The sequence below is a fragment of the Pseudomonas oligotrophica genome (assembly GCF_021726475.1).
GTDB classification, from domain to species: domain Bacteria; phylum Pseudomonadota; class Gammaproteobacteria; order Pseudomonadales; family Pseudomonadaceae; genus Stutzerimonas; species Stutzerimonas oligotrophica.
Genome location: NZ_JAKJRU010000006.1, coordinates 24,474 through 38,629, shown reverse-complemented (window position 1 = coordinate 38,629; position 14,156 = coordinate 24,474). Strand labels below are relative to the sequence as shown.

The following is a 14,156-nucleotide window of genomic DNA, read 5'->3' as shown; positions in this document are numbered from 1 at the left end:
GCGGCCTCACGGCAGCTGAAGTGGTCTAGTGTGGTAGAGAGGAAAAAGATGGAGGGGGCGAAGCCCCCTCCGATAGGGTTGAGGCGCTGTGAAGTGCTCGGTGTGATTAGTGGAGTTGGGGCGTGCCCGGCTCCTCAAGTTCATCGAGCTCCAGCTGAACCTCAAGGGGGCCTTGTGGTTTTGCTGGCTTCACTTCATCAACCTCAAAGCAGAAGGCAGTTTTACCTACCTCATGGGCGTACAGGCGACGACCATTGCGAAGGGTGATGAATGGCCTGCAGATCATAGTACTCATACGAAGTTCTCCATTAGAGATACCTCGGAGGCACCTTGGGTCGAATGACCGCCGGTCAAGCAGGCTTGTCAGGGATAATTGATATCCGTAGAATGTGATCCCGCGATTGAAAAAACCTGACCTCCAAGGTTGGTTTAGTTAAATGTGCTCTCTGGTTCTGCAAAACCTTTGATGCACGGCTCTTAGCTCACTTCCCTTAGAATCAAGGGTTGTGGGCTTTTTGCTGTCTAAGACGCTAGTCCAGCAAATTTCATATTCTCATACGTTATGTCTACCGTCAATAGGCGTATGAGCGGAATTTCAATTTTTTCAGGCGCTTACGGGTTGGGTGCCTTCCTTCCTGTCTCGGTTACTGCATTTAAATTTCAAAAATTGGCTGCTCTGGCTCGGTGCGCAGGCTGATGTGGTCGGCTTGCCATTTCTTGAGTAGTTGCGATTGGGCGTATGACAGGGCTTCGTCTGAAATAACCTCGATATCGACTAGCTCGATCCAGGTCCAGATGTCGTTGCCGTCTTTCTTGATTCTGCAGCGCGCCTCAAAAATCGACTGGATGGCCTCTGCTGTCTTGGTGGCTGCGATCTGGGCGGCGGCGGGGTCGGTATCTGTTGCATAAAGCAGCGTAACTACGAGTTCGTAGGGGTCGTTGGCACCGTTCCGCGCATTCTCGGTGCCGCCGTCGACATCAAAGAACACTGCGGCGATATGGTTGCCAGTGTCTTTGAATGCCTTGGCCAGCTTCTCGGCGATCTTGGTTTCTTCCTTAAGGCGCCGATCAAACTCGTCTGGGAAGGCCGCTCTCCGATACCTGGCTGCTAGCCATCTCTGAAGCACGCTGTGCTCTTTGGGTGTCATCTTGTGCGAGGCGTTGGGTAAGTGCTCGCTTAGTCCGTGCCTGGGATTGTCGGCTGCATCCTTGGGGATGAGGGCTCGCCTATTGGTGTCGATTTCGACGTAGGCCTCTTCGCCGGTTGCGGAGAATCCTACGTGAAGGCGGCGGAGGTTCTTGCAATTGGTGTAGTTGCCGTTGGGTGCTCCATCCAGAAACGTGCCGAGCACCACCTCTACAAAGGGCTCGCCATCGGGTAGCTGGGCGAGGTCGCAATCGTGAGAGGCGATGACTGCGGCAACCTTCTCCGGTGGGAGGTCTGGGGCGAGCTCCAGCTCTCTAATCGTTTCCGGTCGAAGAAGGTGCCCTTGTCGCCAGGGTGTATCTCTGCTCCAGCTACCCATTCGGCTACTTCATCCTCTATGCCTGCTCGTTAAGGTGGGGAGTGCCTGCGTCGCTCGGGTCGATGGGGGTGATGGCTGATCTCCCTCTGAGGCGGTGGGCTACTCTTGAGTGTTGTTGGTTTTCTGTTTGGAACATTGCTATGAGTGCCTTGGCGACAGATTCGCCTGGTTCCCCACCTTGCATCTGCTCAAGGAGTGTTTTTCCGCCGGGCAGCCGCCTTTTGATCAGGCTGGAGCTTCCGGTAAGGTTCTCTCGGTGCAGTAGGGTGGTGGCATCTGCGAGTTGCTGTAGTAGGGCTTCGTTATGCGCGGAAATTGGTTCTCCGGCCTGCCAGTTGTAGATGGCCTGGCGCGAAACGCCGAAGAAGGACGCCAGTTCGGTGACTGGAGGCTTAAGTGTGTTGCGCACAAAGGCAAGGTTTTCAGCGGAGGTGCGTGGCTTGGCGCGCTGGGTATCTGTGTCTTTTCGCTCGGAGTACTTGATATCAAGCAGGCGATATCCCTTGTCCTCCCTTGCGGCGACGTAATTCGGGGTGGCCACTCCGCCGGTGCCGACCAGTAGGGCAAGCGCTACGCTGCCGCAGCCTCGAATGAAGCGAGAGGCTGTTCCTTTGGTGCGCTCTTCTTGATGGGGGAGTGCTGTGGCGGTCGTTACTCCGCGCTTTTCGTGCGTTACGCGGTACTCAAGGCGCTGAGATGTCAGAAAGCTATTTGCTAGCTGGGGGGTTGCTCGGTTTGAGTGTGCGATATGCATGAATTTGAGACTCCCTTCAGGTATCCCAGGCTGTGCGTGCGAAATCGGTGGTCGTTGCGCGGAAGCACCTGCCGATGAGTTCGTGTAGCTCGTCCATCCTGGTTAGTACTTCAGCTTTGTTGTAGGGGCGCCGCTCGACAGAGAAGCCGTCGGTGTCGATGAGGGCGTGTATGCCGGAGATCGACTCGAAGCGCTCTTGTATCTTCAGGCGTTCGGGGTCGATGTCTGGGGGGAAGGCCAGTCGACCATTTTGGATAACGGTGCGGGCTACAACCTGGCCGATCCCGTCGGCAAGTAGAACGGCTTCAGAGAAGGAGTGGCTGAATGCTGACTCCTTCATTTGAGCGGGCAGTCCTAGTACCTGGGGGATGAGGTATTGGCTGAGATCCTCCCCTTCTTGTGGTGCTACGGCGTCGAGGTAGCGTAACCCCAAGCGCTCAACAAAGCTGAGTCCGCCAATTGCCTCGTCAAGAATGCTCAGTCCTAGCTCCAGCTGCTCGTAAAACTCCTTGAAGTCGACGTAGGTCGTGGTTTCAAAGGTGATTGAGTTTGGCTGTAGGAGAAAGGCGTTGGTGTCATTGAGGTTGGAGAAAACAAAACGATCCAGTTTCTGGATTGTGGGGGTGGGTGCTTTGTCGTCCGCTCCATCTGATGCGCTTTGGAGGGAGAGCTGCATCTGGGTCGATTTTGTGAAGCCAGGGTAGCCGGCTTTTCGCATGCGCTCCTGGATCTGCGGGATATAGGAGTCCAGCGAGAGCACGGGGTTGTGCTGCACTTGGCCTATCGTGAAGAAGACCGGTGGGTTCTTAAGTTTATTGCCCATTGCACTCGTCCATGCTTGAAACTTTGATTGACAGTTTACACATTGCTTTACAGGTTCGCAATTTGAGGCGTGGCTTCGCCAAATGGCCTCTCGGCTTCAAGGCTGGGGCGGGTGGGTCAATGCCTGCTGGTGGTCGCGGAATCAGGGGGGGCTAGGTGCCCGCTGGAGGTCGAGGGAGCCCAATGTCTGCCGTGTTTCGAGATGCGAGGTGGTTAGGGGCATTTCGCATTGCGAAATGGGGGGCGTGGGGCGGGTAAATTAAGGCTAGCGCTGGTAGCAAGTTTGTCGGTTTTGGTGGTTGCGATGGCTTATCGTGCTATTGGGGCGGATAAAGGGGTGAGTACCTATTTGAGTTCCCTTTGAGATTGTGCGATGCGCTTAGGCTTATATTTTTTCTGGCTTTGGATGGCTAGATTCGACTCCTGTCTCCGCACCAGTGATTCAAAGAGGCTCGCAGCGATGCGGGCCTTTTTCGTTTTTGCCGTGGCGTCGGCTCGGTTGAATTAATCGGCTAGCCGGGCAGCAGACTTGTTAATCATGATCAATAGTTGAATGGTGTGGCGAACTGGCCTATCGAGTGCCGGTTATTCGTTGCTGTGCGGTGGGCTTAATTATGTCTGCTTTCGGTCGAAATAATATTGTCGTTCGGCTTGATGTTTGAATAAGCCAATAAAAAACGGGAGCCCAAGGCTCCCGTTTTTTATTGCGCTGCTAGTGCTTACTTGCGGCCGCCGCCGTGGCTGTTTTCGCCACCCTTGCGCCCGGCTTCGGAGGCCTTTTCGCGGTCATTGGCGAAATTGCCGCCGCTGCTCTGGCCGCCCTTGCGTCCGGCCTCGGAGGCCTTCTCGCGGTCATTGGCGAAGTTGCCGCCGCTGTTCTGGCCACCCTTGCGGCCCGCCTCGGCTGCGCGTTCCGGGTCGTTGGCGAAATTGCCACCGCTGTGCTTGCCGCCTTCGCTGCCGATTTCCTGGTAGAACTCCTTGCCGTGGCTTTCGGAGGTGGCTTCGCCGCCCTTCTTGCCGATCTCCTGGTAGAACTCCTTGCCGTGGGTCTGCGAAGTGGCGTCACCGCCTTTCTTGCCTGCTTCGTTTACCGACATATTGCCTTTATCAGCCATGGGAATGTCTCCTGCGCTGTTTGTACAAACGAGCGGTTGTTCTTGCTGGGCAAGAAAGCCGCCCCTCGAGATATACGAGGAAAGTTCTATCAGGGAGTTCGAGATATTTGCCGGGAACCGATGAGTGGGAGGGCCGCTCTAGTTATAGGATGGCTGGCGCTAAATGACTTCGCCTGGTTGTAGGCTTTGCTATCTTGAGGCTTGGGTAACGAGGCGAAGTTGGCAACTTGGCGAACTCCCGGCGTGCATTGCCGTCGGAGCTTCGACAGACCAATCGGGGGTGCGTAATGGCGATTTTCGACACGCGGGGCATTGGCGCGATGACGTTGCTGAAGAAGACCTTGAAGGAGTTCAGCAGCGACGACATGTCCACCTACGCCTCGGCGCTGGCCTATCGCGCCCTGTTCTCGCTGTTTCCCTTCCTGCTGTTCCTGCTGGCCCTGCTGGGCTTCCTCAACCTGTCCGACTTCTTCGACTGGATCCGCCAGCAGGCCATCCTGCTGCTGCCGCCGATGGCCATGGATCAGGTCAACCCGGTGATCGACCAGCTGCAGAGCCAGCAGGGCGGCTTGCTGTCGTTCGGCATCCTGGCGGCGCTGTGGACGGCCTCGGTGGGCTTCCGCTCGCTGATGAATGCGATGAACAAGGCCTACGACGTGGCCGAAGGACGACCGAGCTGGAAGCTGATGCTGCTCTCGGTGGTCTACACCATCGCCACCGCGGTGCTGCTGCTGGCCACCGCGATGCTGATGGTGCTGGGCCCGCAGGCGATGGAGTGGCTGGCCGACATGGTCGGCCTGCGCGATGTGGTGGTGGTGCTCTGGACCTGGGTGCGCTGGCCGCTGGTGGTGATCCTGCTGATGCTGCTGGTGGCGGTGCTGTACTACGTCACGCCGGATGTCGAGCAGGAGTTCCGCTTCATCACCCCGGGCTCGGTGCTGGCGGTGGTGGTGTGGATCGCCGCGTCGGTCGCCTTCGGCATCTACGTGCAGAACTTCGCCGACTACAACGCCACCTACGGCAGCATCGGCGCGATCATCGTGCTGCTGCTGTACTTCTATATCTCCGCCGCGGTGCTACTGCTGGGCGCCGAGCTGAACGCGGTGATCGAGCACCATTCGGTCGAAGGCAAGGACAAGGGCGACAAGCGGGTCGACGGCTGATCCGCCCGCCGGGGCGCGGCAAACGTGCCCGCTAATGAAACGATCATCCAGCCGGAACAGTCCTACGCTTATTACAAGTGCTTCAGTCGAGGCGATGGATGCCGGGGCGGTCGAAGCGACCTGTCGCTGTCCAGGGAGGGGCGTGAAGCGCAGAACGGACGGAGACGGTCACCTTGCATATCGCTGACATGACCATGTTCTACGCGCCGGCCAGTGGCGGCGTGCGTACCTATCTCGAGGCCAAGCATCGCCGGCTTCAGTTGTACTCGGGGGTTCGCCACAGCATCGTCGTGCCGGGCAGCTGTTATCGCCACAACGGTGGCATCTACGAAGTGCCGGCACCAGCGCTGCCGTTCGGCAAGGGCTATCGCTTCCCGGTGCGCCGCGGCCCGTGGCGCAACCTGCTGCGCTCGTTGCGCCCGGACCTGATCGAGGTGGGCGACCCCTACATGACCGCCTGGGCCGCGCTGGATGCCGGCCGCCGGCTGGACGTGCCGGTGCTCGGCTTCTACCACTCGGACCTGCCGCTGCTGGTGAGCAATCGCATCGGCAACTGGCTGGGCACCAACCTCAACGGCTACGTGACGCGCCTGTACAGCAGCTTCGACCGGGTCCTGGCGCCGAGCCAGGTGATGGCCGACAAGCTCGTCGCCCTCGGCGTGCAGAATGTCTTCGTCCAGCCGCTGGGCGTTGACCTGGACACCTTCCGCCCGGATCGTCGCGACCCGGGGCTGCGCCGCGAACTCGGCCTGCCCGAGGAGACGCGGCTGCTGATCTTCGCCGGCCGCGGCTCGCGGGAGAAGAACCTGCCGATCCTGCTGGAGACCGCTCGCCGGCTGGGGCAGGGCTACCACCTGCTGCTGGTGGGCTCGCACATGCCGCACCGGGTGCCGGACAACGTCTCGGTGATCGATCGCTTCTGCCCGGCCAGCGAAGTGGCGCGGCTGATGGCCAGCAGCGATGCCCTGTTGCACGCCGGCAACCAGGAAACCTTCGGCCTGGTGGTGCTCGAAGCGATGGCCAGCGGCATTCCGGTGGTCGCCGCGCGCGCCGGTGCGCTGCCCGAGCTGGTGCCCTTCCATGCCGGGCGCCTGTGCCGGCCACTGGATGCCCAGGCGATGGCCCAGGCGGTGCGCGAGCTGTTCGAGGAGCAGCCAAGCCTGCTCGGCGCCCAGGCCCGCCAGCATGTCGAGCTGCACCATGCCTGGGATGCGGTGGTCGCCGGGCTGCTGGCGCACTACCACGCGGTGCTGGGCACGGTGGAGCTGCCGGTGGCCGTCCATGGCTGAGCGCGCGCTGATGCTGGTGCTGCACGACGTGGCGCCGGAAACCTGGGAGGACTATCGCGACTTCGTCGCCGCGGTGGATGCTCTGGGCAGCGTGCCGATCACCTGGCTGGTGGTACCCGACTTCCATCATCGCAACGCGCTCGAGCGCCATCCCGGATTCTGCGCGCTGCTCGAGCGCCGGCTGGCCCGTGGCGACGAGCTGGTGCTGCACGGCTGCTACCACGCCGACGACGGCCCGGCGCCGCGCAGCCCGCAGGAGTGGTTCATGCGCCGGGTGTATACCCACGAGGGTGAGTTCTACGGCCTGGACGAGCCCGAGGCGCGCCGCCGCCTGGAGCAGGGCATCGGGCTGTTCCGGCGCCATGGCTGGCCGCTGCACGGCTTCGTCGCCCCGGCCTGGCTGATGAGCGAGGGCACTCGCCGTGCACTCGCCGACAGCGGCCTGGCCTATACCAGCGACCCGCGGCACTTCTTCCTGCTGCCCGACTTCACCCCGATCCGCGCGCCGGGGCTGGTGTGGAGCGCGCGCAGCGCCTGGCGCCGCGGTCTCTCGCGGCTGGTCTCCGAGCGCCAGCTGCGCCGGCAGCAGGATGCGCCGCTGCTGCGCCTGGGGCTGCATCCGGTGGACATGCGCCACTCGTTTTCCCGGCAGTACTGGCTCGACGTGCTGCAGCGGCTGCTGCGCGACGGCCGGCGCCCGCTGTGCAAGATCGACTGGCTGCGCGGGCGGCTGCCGGCGAGCGCCGTGGCATGAGCCGGCGCTGGTGGCTGCTGGGCGGCGCGTTGGTCGCCGCAGCGCTGATCCCGCTGCTGCTCGGCGGCAGCGGGCTGTTCGAGCGGCTGCTGCGTTTCCCGCCGGAACTGCTGCTGGGCATGCTCGGCATGGTGCTGCTGGGCTGGTACCTGAACGCCTTTCGCCTGCGGCTGCTGGTCGGCCGCCGCCGGCTCGGCCAGCGTCGCGCGTTCGGCATCGTGCTGGCCACCGAATTCGCCATCTGCGCGACGCCAGGCGGGGCCGGCGGGCCGATCACGCTGATGGCGCTGCTGATGCGCCAGGGCGTGGCGCCGGCCCGCGGCACCGCGACCTACGCTGTCGAGCAATTGAGCGATCTGCTGTTCTTCGCCTGTGCCCTGGTCGGCGTGCTGATCTACGCCATGACCCACGCGCTCAACGCGCAGATGGCCAGCCTGCTCGGCGTCAGCGCCGCGCTGCTGCTGGGGGTGATGGTGCTGCTCGGGCTGCTCGGGCGCTTCCATCGCCAGGTGTTTCGCCTCAACGGCTGGATCGTGCGACGCTGCGGCATGGGTGCGCAGCGGCGGCGCCACTGGGCACGCCGGGTGCTGCGCTTTCGCAACGCCTTGCTGGAATGCTTCGCCCTGCCGCGGCCGGTGCTGCTCAGCGTGTTCGGCCTGACCACGCTGCACTGGCTGCTGCGCTTCAGCGTGCTCTACCTGACCTTGCGCGGCCTGGGTAGCGACCTGGCCTGGGCCTGGACCTTCCTGGTGCAGATGCTGTCGCTGACCGCCGGCCAGCTGAGCCTGCTGCCCGGCGGGGCAGGCAGCGCGGAACTGGCGTCGGCGGCGCTGCTGACGCCGATGGTGGGCAAGTCGACCACCGCCGCGGCAATCCTGATCTGGCGCTTCGTCACCTATTACTTCTACCTGATCGCCGGCGCCCCGGTGTTCCTCCAGCTGGCCGGTCGTCCGCTGCTCGACCGTCTGGTGCGCTCGCGGCAGTACCAGGGCTGAACCATCCCGCGAGTTGGGCAGTCCACTGTTTACATTGACCAGTGGAGGAACTTCGCATGAGCAGCACCGAAGACAAGATGAAGGGCAACGCCAACGAAGCCATGGGCAAGATCAAGCAGGGCGTCGGCGGCGCGACCGGCAACGAGCGCCTGCGCCGTGAAGGCGAGAACCAGGAGATCAAGGGCGACGCCCAGCAGGTCAAGGGCGACGTCAAGGACACGCTCAAGAAGGGCATCGACCGGGCCTGATCGAGGCGCACAAAAAAGCCCGCATCGCGCGGGCTTTTTTTCGGCTGGAGATCAGCGCTCCAGGTACTGCAGCTTGTCCTTCACGCCATCCCATTCCTCGGCGTCGGCCAGCGCATCCTTCTTCTCGGTGATGTTCGGCCAGACTTCCGCCAGGTCGGCGTTCAGCTCGATGAATTCCTGCTGGTCTTCCGGCACCTCGTCCTCGGAGAAGATCGCCTGGGCAGGGCACTCCGGCTCGCAGAGCGCGCAGTCGATGCACTCGTCCGGGTGGATGACCAGGAAGTTGGGGCCTTCGTAGAAGCAGTCCACCGGGCAGACTTCCACGCAATCGGTGTATTTGCATTTGATGCAGTTGTCGGTGACGACGAAGGTCATGTCGTATCTCTCTCCTCAGGCGACGGCTGGGCTGGTCTATGCCAGGCTCCCGCTCGAAACAGGGACCGCCGCGGCTCAGGCAACCGGGCAAGCTCCAAACAAAAGCGCGCGGGATTCTAGCAGCTCCCAGGCGTGGCGGTTATATCCGAGTCTTCCACGCATATAACAAATCGAGCGCCTGACGGGGGCTCAGATCGTCGGGATCCAGCCGCCCAAGCTCGTCGATCACGGGGTGTGGCAGGCTGGCGAACAGGTCCGGCTGCTGGGGTGCGACCGATTGTCCCGGCCCGGGCCGCGGTGCCTCGTGCGGCAGGCTGGTGACCTCCAGGCGCGCCAGGTGCTCGCGGGCGCGATGGATCACCGGCCCCGGCACGCCGGCCAGTTGCGCCACCGCCAGGCCGTAGCTCTGGCTTGCCGGCCCCGGCAGCACGTGGTGGAGGAAGACGATGCGTTCGTTGTGCTCGGTGGCCGAGAGATGCACGTTGGCGACCACCGGCTCGCTTTCCGGCAGCACGGTCAGCTCGAAATAGTGGGTGGCGAACAGGGTGAAGGCGCGCAGCGCGGCCAGTTGCTCGGCCGCCGCCCAGGCCAGCGACAGGCCGTCGAAGGTGCTGGTGCCGCGGCCGACCTCGTCCATCAGTACCAGGCTCTTGTCGGTGGCGTTGTGCAGGATGTTGGCCGTCTCGCTCATCTCGACCATGAAGGTGGAGCGTCCACCGGCGAGGTCGTCCGAGGAGCCGATGCGGGTGAAGATGCGGTCCACCAGCGACAGCTCGCAGGCCGCCGCCGGGACGAAGCTGCCGATCTGCGCCAGCAGCACGATCAGCGCGGTCTGGCGCATGTAGGTGGACTTTCCGCCCATGTTCGGCCCGGTGATCACCAGCATGCGGGTGGCATCGTCCAGGTCGAGGTCGTTGGCGACGAAGGGCGTTTCCAGCACCTGCTCGACTACCGGGTGGCGGCCCTGCTCGATCTTCAGGCAGGGCTGTTCGACGAAGCGGGGGCGGTTCAGGTCCAGGGTCAGCGCGCGCTCGGCGAGGTTGGCCAGCACGTCCAGCTCGGCCAGGGCCGCGGCGCTTTCCTGCAGTGGCGCCAGGTGCTCGATGAGCAGCTCGATGAGCTGCTCGTAGAGCGCCTTCTCGCGAGCCAGGGCGCGGCTCTTGGCCGACAGCGCCTTGTCCTCGAACTCCTTGAGCTCGGGGGTGATGAAGCGTTCGGCACCCTTGAGCGTCTGCCGGCGGATGTAGTCGGCCGGCGCCGACTCGGCCTGCTTGCTCGGCAGCTCGATAAAGTAGCCGTGCACGCGGTTGTAGCCGACCTTGAGGTTGGCCAGGCCGGTGCGCTCGCGCTCGCGCAGCTCCAGGTCCATCAGGTACTGGCCGGCGTTCTCGCTGATCGACAGCAGTTCGTCGAGCTCGGCGTCGTAGCCGGTCTTCAGCACGCCGCCGTCGCGGATCACCGCCGGCGGGTTGTCGATGATCGCGCGTGCCAGCAGCTCGGCCAGCTGCGGATAGGTGCGGATGCTCGCCGCCAGCGCGTTGAGATGCGGTGCGACCAGGTCCTGCATGGCCTCCTGCAGCTGCGGCAGCGCGGCGAGGGCATCGCGCAGCCGCGCCAGGTCGCGCGGGCGGGCGTTGCGCAGGCCGATGCGGGCGAGGATGCGCTCCAGGTCGCCGATGTCCTTGAGCTGCGGTTGCAGCTGCTCGAAGCGGTAGTGCTCGAGCAGGCAGGTGATCGAGTCCTGGCGTGCTTCGAGGATTTCGCGGTCGCGCAGCGGGCGGTTCAGCCAGCGGGTCAACAGGCGCGAGCCCATGGCGGTCTGGCAGCGGTCGATGACCGACTGCAGGGTGTTGTCGCGGCCGCCTGCGAGGTTGGTGTCCAGCTCCAGGTTGCGCCGGCTGGCGCCGTCGAGGATGACCGTCTCGTCGAGGCGCTCGTGGCGCAGGCTGCGCAGATGCGGCAGGGTGGTGCGCTGGGTTTCCTTGGCGTAGGCGAGCAGGCAGCCGGCCGCGCCGATGGCCAGGCTCAGCTTCTCGCAGCCGAAGCCCTTGAGGTCCTGGGTAGCGAACTGCTGGCAGAGGCTCTTGAACGCCGAATCGCGATCGAAATCCCAGGGCGCGCGGCGGCGCACGCCGCGGCGTTTCTCCACCGGCAGGCCCTGCGGCCAGTCGTCGGGGATCAGCAGCTCGGCCGGGCTCAGGCGCTCCAGTTCGGCCAGCAGGTTCTCCCAGCCGCCGAGCTCCTGCACGCTGAAACGGCCGCTGGCGATGTCCAGCACCGCCAGGCCGAACAACCGCTCATCGCCCAGCACCGCGGCCAGCAGGTTGTCGCGGCGCTCATCGAGCAGCGCCTCGTCGCTCACCGTACCGGGCGTGATGATGCGCACCACCTTGCGCTCCACCGGGCCCTTGCTGGTCGCCGGGTCGCCGATCTGCTCGCAGATCACCACCGACTCGCCGAGCTTGACCAGCCGCGCCAGGTAGCCCTCGGCGGAATGGAAGGGAATGCCGGCCATGGGAATCGACTTGCCGGCCGACTGGCCACGCGCAGTGAGCGTGATGTCCAGCAGCTTGGCCGCCTTCTGCGCGTCCTCGTAGAACAGCTCGTAGAAGTCGCCCATGCGGTAGAACATCAGCTGGTCCGGATGCTCGCGCTTGAGCTTCCAGTACTGCTGCATCATCGGGGTGTGGGCGGAGAGATCAGTGTTCGGCTTGGTCATCGGTGGCTTCGGCTTGCGCGGTCAATTCGGTGGTCCGCATGGTGCGGCAGTGCAGTGGCCGCCCGATGATGGACGGCGCACGCAAAGCCGCAGAGGTTAGCACGGTGCGGCGCCGGCCGTGGTCGTGCCCTGCTGCGTAGCGAAGACCACCCCAGACGATGATCGGTGATGTCGGTGCCTGATTCGGCGGGCATCCTGCGGTAGGGTATGGCCCCTGCAAAGGCGGAGAGCGACCCATGGACATCACGCAACTGGCCGAGCGCCTCGGCCAGGCCCTGGCCTGCCGGGGCGAACAGGTCACCACGGCCGAATCCTGTACCGGCGGCGGCGTCGCCGAGGCGATCACGCGGATCGCCGGCAGCTCCGCCTGGTTCGAGGCGGGCTACATCACCTACTCGAACGCACAGAAGACGCGTCAGTTGGGGGTGCCCGAGGCGCTGTTCGACAGCGTCGGTGCGGTGAGCGACGAGGTGGTCCGGGCCATGGCTGCCGGTGCCCGTCGGCACAGCGGCGCGCGTTATGCGGTGGCGGTCAGCGGCGTGGCCGGGCCCGGTGGCGGCTCGCCGCACAAGCCGGTCGGCACTGTCTGGATCGCCTGGGCCGACGGCGCGCAGCTGTCCAGCCGGCGCTTCCTGTTCGCCGGCGATCGCCAGGCCGTGCGTACCCAGACGGTGATCGCTGCGCTGCAGGGGCTGATCGCGCTGGTCGTCGGAGAAAATACCCCGCAGGGCTAGGCGAGTAAAAATGCCTATGCTCTAATACTGTCTACTTATACAGTTGTTCGTGGCCTTTGGCCCTCTTGATCAAGCGAGGATTTGAATGGACGAGAACAAGAAGCGTGCCTTGGCTGCGGCGCTTGGCCAGATCGAAAAGCAGTTCGGCAAGGGCGCGGTCATGCGCATGGGCGATCATGACCGCCAGGCCATTCCGGCTATTTCGACCGGCTCGCTCGGCCTCGACATCGCGCTGGGCATCGGCGGCCTGCCCAAGGGGCGTATCGTCGAGATCTACGGCCCGGAATCGTCGGGCAAGACCACGCTGACCCTCTCCGTCATCGCCGAGGCGCAGAAGAAGGGCGCCACCTGCGCCTTCGTCGACGCCGAGCATGCGCTGGATCCCGACTATGCCGCCAAGCTGGGGGTGAACGTCGAGGACCTGCTGGTTTCGCAGCCGGATACCGGCGAGCAGGCACTGGAAATCACCGACATGCTGGTGCGCTCCAACGCGGTGGACGTGATCATCGTCGACTCGGTGGCGGCCCTGGTGCCCAAGGCCGAGATCGAAGGCGAGATGGGCGACTCCCACGTCGGCCTGCAGGCCCGCCTGATGTCCCAGGCGCTGCGCAAGATCACCGGCAATATCAAGAACGCCAACTGCCTGGTCATCTTCATCAACCAGATCCGCATGAAGATCGGCGTGATGTTCGGCAGTCCCGAGACCACCACCGGCGGTAACGCGCTGAAGTTCTACGCCTCGGTGCGCCTGGACATCCGCCGTACCGGCGCGGTCAAGGAAGGCGACGAAGTGGTCGGCAGCGAAACGCGCGTCAAGGTGGTGAAGAACAAGGTGGCCCCGCCGTTCCGCCAGGCCGAGTTCCAGATCCTCTACGGTAAGGGTATCTACCGCAGCGGCGAGGTCATCGACCTTGGCGTGCAGCAGGGCCTCGTCGAGAAGTCCGGTGCCTGGTACAGCTACCAGGGCAACAAGATCGGCCAGGGCAAGGCCAACGCTGCCAAGTACCTGGAAGACAATCCGGCGGTCGGCGAAGAGATCGAGCGGCAGATTCGCGAAAAGCTGCTGGTGGTTGCTGCCGGCAACAAGGCCGCTGCTGGCGCGGTAACCGAAGACGATCTGGTCGACGCCGACTTCTGAGTTGACCATGCCCGTCATCCTGGACAGTCCCGCCGCGGTGCGGCGGGCCGCCATGGACCTGCTGGCCCGACGCGAGCATGGCCGCATCGAGCTGGCTCGCAAGCTGCGCCAGCGCGGTGCAGACGTTGAGATGATCGAGGCGGCCCTCGACCGCCTGGCCGAAGAGGGGCTGCTGTCCGAGTCGCGCTACATCGAGAGCTTCATTCGCGGGCGAGCCGGCAGTGGTTACGGCCCGCTGCGCATCCGCGAGGAACTGGCGCAGCGAGGCTTGCCGCGGGCCGAGATCGAGGCAGCGTTGCAGGCCAGCGGCTACGACTGGAACGAGCAGTTGCAGCAACTTTGGCAGCGCCGTTTCGGCGAGCTGCCGGGCGATCCTCGCGAACGGGCGCGACAGATGCGCTTTCTCGTCTACCGAGGTTACCCCATGGAGCAGGTCGGGCGCCTGCTGCAGCGCGGCCGGCTCGACTGAACCGCGGCGTCGGGGCGGCGGGTCTCGCCGCATAGCCCCATCGCCATGCTGT

At 63.9% G+C, this 14,156-nt stretch carries 14 protein-coding genes and 1 pseudogene; 8 read left to right on the top strand and 7 right to left on the bottom strand.

The genetic code is table 11. From position 1 onward, the window contains the following. Nucleotides 1-106: 106 nt before the first annotated feature. From L3N39_RS13350 to L3N39_RS13330, 5 genes and pseudogenes are all read right to left on the bottom strand, one after another. Nucleotides 107-295 (bottom strand): hypothetical protein, encoded by a 189-nt coding sequence (locus L3N39_RS13350; RefSeq protein WP_185745884.1) that lies wholly within the window; start codon nt 293-295, stop codon nt 107-109. Between the two features lie 358 nt (nt 296-653). Further along, nucleotides 654-1,526, bottom strand: coding sequence for a hypothetical protein (locus L3N39_RS13345; RefSeq protein WP_125871465.1), 873 nt, complete (start codon nt 1,524-1,526; stop codon nt 654-656). A 16-nt stretch (nt 1,527-1,542) separates the two neighbouring features. Continuing rightward, on the bottom strand, nt 1,543-2,280 hold the full coding sequence (locus L3N39_RS13340; protein ID WP_125871466.1) for a Cro/Cl family transcriptional regulator: 738 nt from the start codon (nt 2,278-2,280) through the stop codon (nt 1,543-1,545). A gap of 16 nt (nt 2,281-2,296) precedes the next feature. Beyond that, nucleotides 2,297-3,103 (bottom strand): TIGR04255 family protein, encoded by an 807-nt coding sequence (locus tag L3N39_RS13335; protein ID WP_212739880.1) that lies wholly within the window; start codon nt 3,101-3,103, stop codon nt 2,297-2,299. A gap of 718 nt (nt 3,104-3,821) precedes the next feature. Continuing rightward, a pseudogene (locus L3N39_RS13330) lies at nt 3,822-4,161 on the bottom strand (general stress protein); the annotation flags it as partial. A 346-nt stretch (nt 4,162-4,507) separates the two neighbouring features. Between L3N39_RS13330 and L3N39_RS13325 the strand changes: the two are divergent. The 5 genes from L3N39_RS13325 to L3N39_RS13305 all read left to right on the top strand — a co-directional run bounded on the left by L3N39_RS13325 (nt 4,508) and on the right by L3N39_RS13305 (nt 8,669). Then, a complete protein-coding gene (locus L3N39_RS13325) occupies nt 4,508-5,383 on the top strand; it encodes a YihY/virulence factor BrkB family protein (RefSeq protein WP_237257905.1) in 876 nt (291 codons plus the stop codon). Between the two features lie 173 nt (nt 5,384-5,556). Then, nucleotides 5,557-6,672 carry an N-acetylglucosaminyl phosphatidylglycerol synthase gene (locus tag L3N39_RS13320; RefSeq protein WP_237257904.1) on the top strand — a complete coding sequence of 372 codons (1,116 nt, stop codon included), beginning with the start codon at nt 5,557-5,559 and terminating at the stop codon, nt 6,670-6,672. After that, nucleotides 6,665-7,426 (top strand): N-acetylglucosaminyl phosphatidylglycerol deacetylase, encoded by a 762-nt coding sequence (locus L3N39_RS13315; protein ID WP_237257896.1) that lies wholly within the window; start codon nt 6,665-6,667, stop codon nt 7,424-7,426. The genes L3N39_RS13320 and L3N39_RS13315 overlap by 8 nt, the downstream gene beginning before the upstream one ends. Next, nucleotides 7,423-8,421, top strand: a complete 999-nt coding sequence (locus L3N39_RS13310; RefSeq protein WP_237257894.1) for a glucosaminyl phosphatidylglycerol flippase — start codon at nt 7,423-7,425, stop codon at nt 8,419-8,421. Before L3N39_RS13315 ends, L3N39_RS13310 begins: the two co-directional genes overlap by 4 nt. 56 nt (nt 8,422-8,477) lie before the next feature. Further along, nucleotides 8,478-8,669 carry a CsbD family protein gene (locus L3N39_RS13305; protein ID WP_237257892.1) on the top strand — a complete coding sequence of 64 codons (192 nt, stop codon included), beginning with the start codon at nt 8,478-8,480 and terminating at the stop codon, nt 8,667-8,669. Nucleotides 8,670-8,720: 51 nt separating this feature from the next. Here L3N39_RS13305 and fdxA read toward each other — a convergent pair whose 3' ends face one another. Further along, nucleotides 8,721-9,044: a ferredoxin FdxA gene (gene fdxA / locus L3N39_RS13300; RefSeq protein WP_003285709.1), complete on the bottom strand. Its 324-nt coding sequence runs from the start codon at nt 9,042-9,044 to the stop codon at nt 8,721-8,723. Between the two features lie 139 nt (nt 9,045-9,183). Then, nucleotides 9,184-11,763, bottom strand: a complete 2,580-nt coding sequence (gene mutS / locus L3N39_RS13295) for a DNA mismatch repair protein MutS (RefSeq protein ID WP_237257890.1) — start codon at nt 11,761-11,763, stop codon at nt 9,184-9,186. A 236-nt stretch (nt 11,764-11,999) separates the two neighbouring features. Here mutS and L3N39_RS13290 point away from each other — a divergent pair, with 236 nt between their 5' ends. The 3 genes from L3N39_RS13290 (at nt 12,000) to recX (ending at nt 14,104) form a co-directional block, all read left to right on the top strand. After that, on the top strand, nt 12,000-12,497 hold the full coding sequence (locus L3N39_RS13290) for a CinA family protein (protein WP_237257889.1): 498 nt from the start codon (nt 12,000-12,002) through the stop codon (nt 12,495-12,497). Nucleotides 12,498-12,582: 85 nt separating this feature from the next. Further along, the gene (recA, locus tag L3N39_RS13285) at nt 12,583-13,635 is read left to right on the top strand and encodes a recombinase RecA (RefSeq protein ID WP_237257887.1); all 1,053 of its coding nucleotides are present in this window, start codon (nt 12,583-12,585) and stop codon (nt 13,633-13,635) included. Nucleotides 13,636-13,642: 7 nt separating this feature from the next. Then, entirely contained in the window at nt 13,643-14,104 is a 462-nt protein-coding gene (recX, locus tag L3N39_RS13280) for a recombination regulator RecX (protein ID WP_237257885.1), read from the top strand. Nucleotides 14,105-14,156: the final 52 nt, after the last annotated feature.

Excerpts from the sequence above, each read along its gene's own strand:
- L3N39_RS13350 (WP_185745884.1), bottom strand. The coding sequence starts at position 295 with ATGAGTACTATGATCTGCAGGCCATTCATCACCCTTCGCAATGGTCGT.
- L3N39_RS13345 (WP_125871465.1), bottom strand. The coding sequence starts at position 1,526 with ATGGGTAGCTGGAGCAGAGATACACCCTGGCGACAAGGGCACCTTCTT.
- L3N39_RS13340 (WP_125871466.1), bottom strand. The coding sequence starts at position 2,280 with ATGCATATCGCACACTCAAACCGAGCAACCCCCCAGCTAGCAAATAGC.
- L3N39_RS13335 (WP_212739880.1), bottom strand. The coding sequence starts at position 3,103 with ATGGGCAATAAACTTAAGAACCCACCGGTCTTCTTCACGATAGGCCAA.
- L3N39_RS13325 (WP_237257905.1), top strand. The coding sequence starts at position 4,508 with ATGGCGATTTTCGACACGCGGGGCATTGGCGCGATGACGTTGCTGAAG.
- L3N39_RS13315 (WP_237257896.1), top strand. The coding sequence starts at position 6,665 with ATGGCTGAGCGCGCGCTGATGCTGGTGCTGCACGACGTGGCGCCGGAA.
- L3N39_RS13310 (WP_237257894.1), top strand. The coding sequence starts at position 7,423 with ATGAGCCGGCGCTGGTGGCTGCTGGGCGGCGCGTTGGTCGCCGCAGCG.
- L3N39_RS13305 (WP_237257892.1), top strand. The coding sequence starts at position 8,478 with ATGAGCAGCACCGAAGACAAGATGAAGGGCAACGCCAACGAAGCCATG.
- fdxA (WP_003285709.1), bottom strand. The coding sequence starts at position 9,044 with ATGACCTTCGTCGTCACCGACAACTGCATCAAATGCAAATACACCGAT.
- mutS (WP_237257890.1), bottom strand. The coding sequence starts at position 11,763 with ATGACCAAGCCGAACACTGATCTCTCCGCCCACACCCCGATGATGCAG.
- L3N39_RS13290 (WP_237257889.1), top strand. The coding sequence starts at position 12,000 with ATGGACATCACGCAACTGGCCGAGCGCCTCGGCCAGGCCCTGGCCTGC.
- recA (WP_237257887.1), top strand. The coding sequence starts at position 12,583 with ATGGACGAGAACAAGAAGCGTGCCTTGGCTGCGGCGCTTGGCCAGATC.
- recX (WP_237257885.1), top strand. The coding sequence starts at position 13,643 with ATGCCCGTCATCCTGGACAGTCCCGCCGCGGTGCGGCGGGCCGCCATG.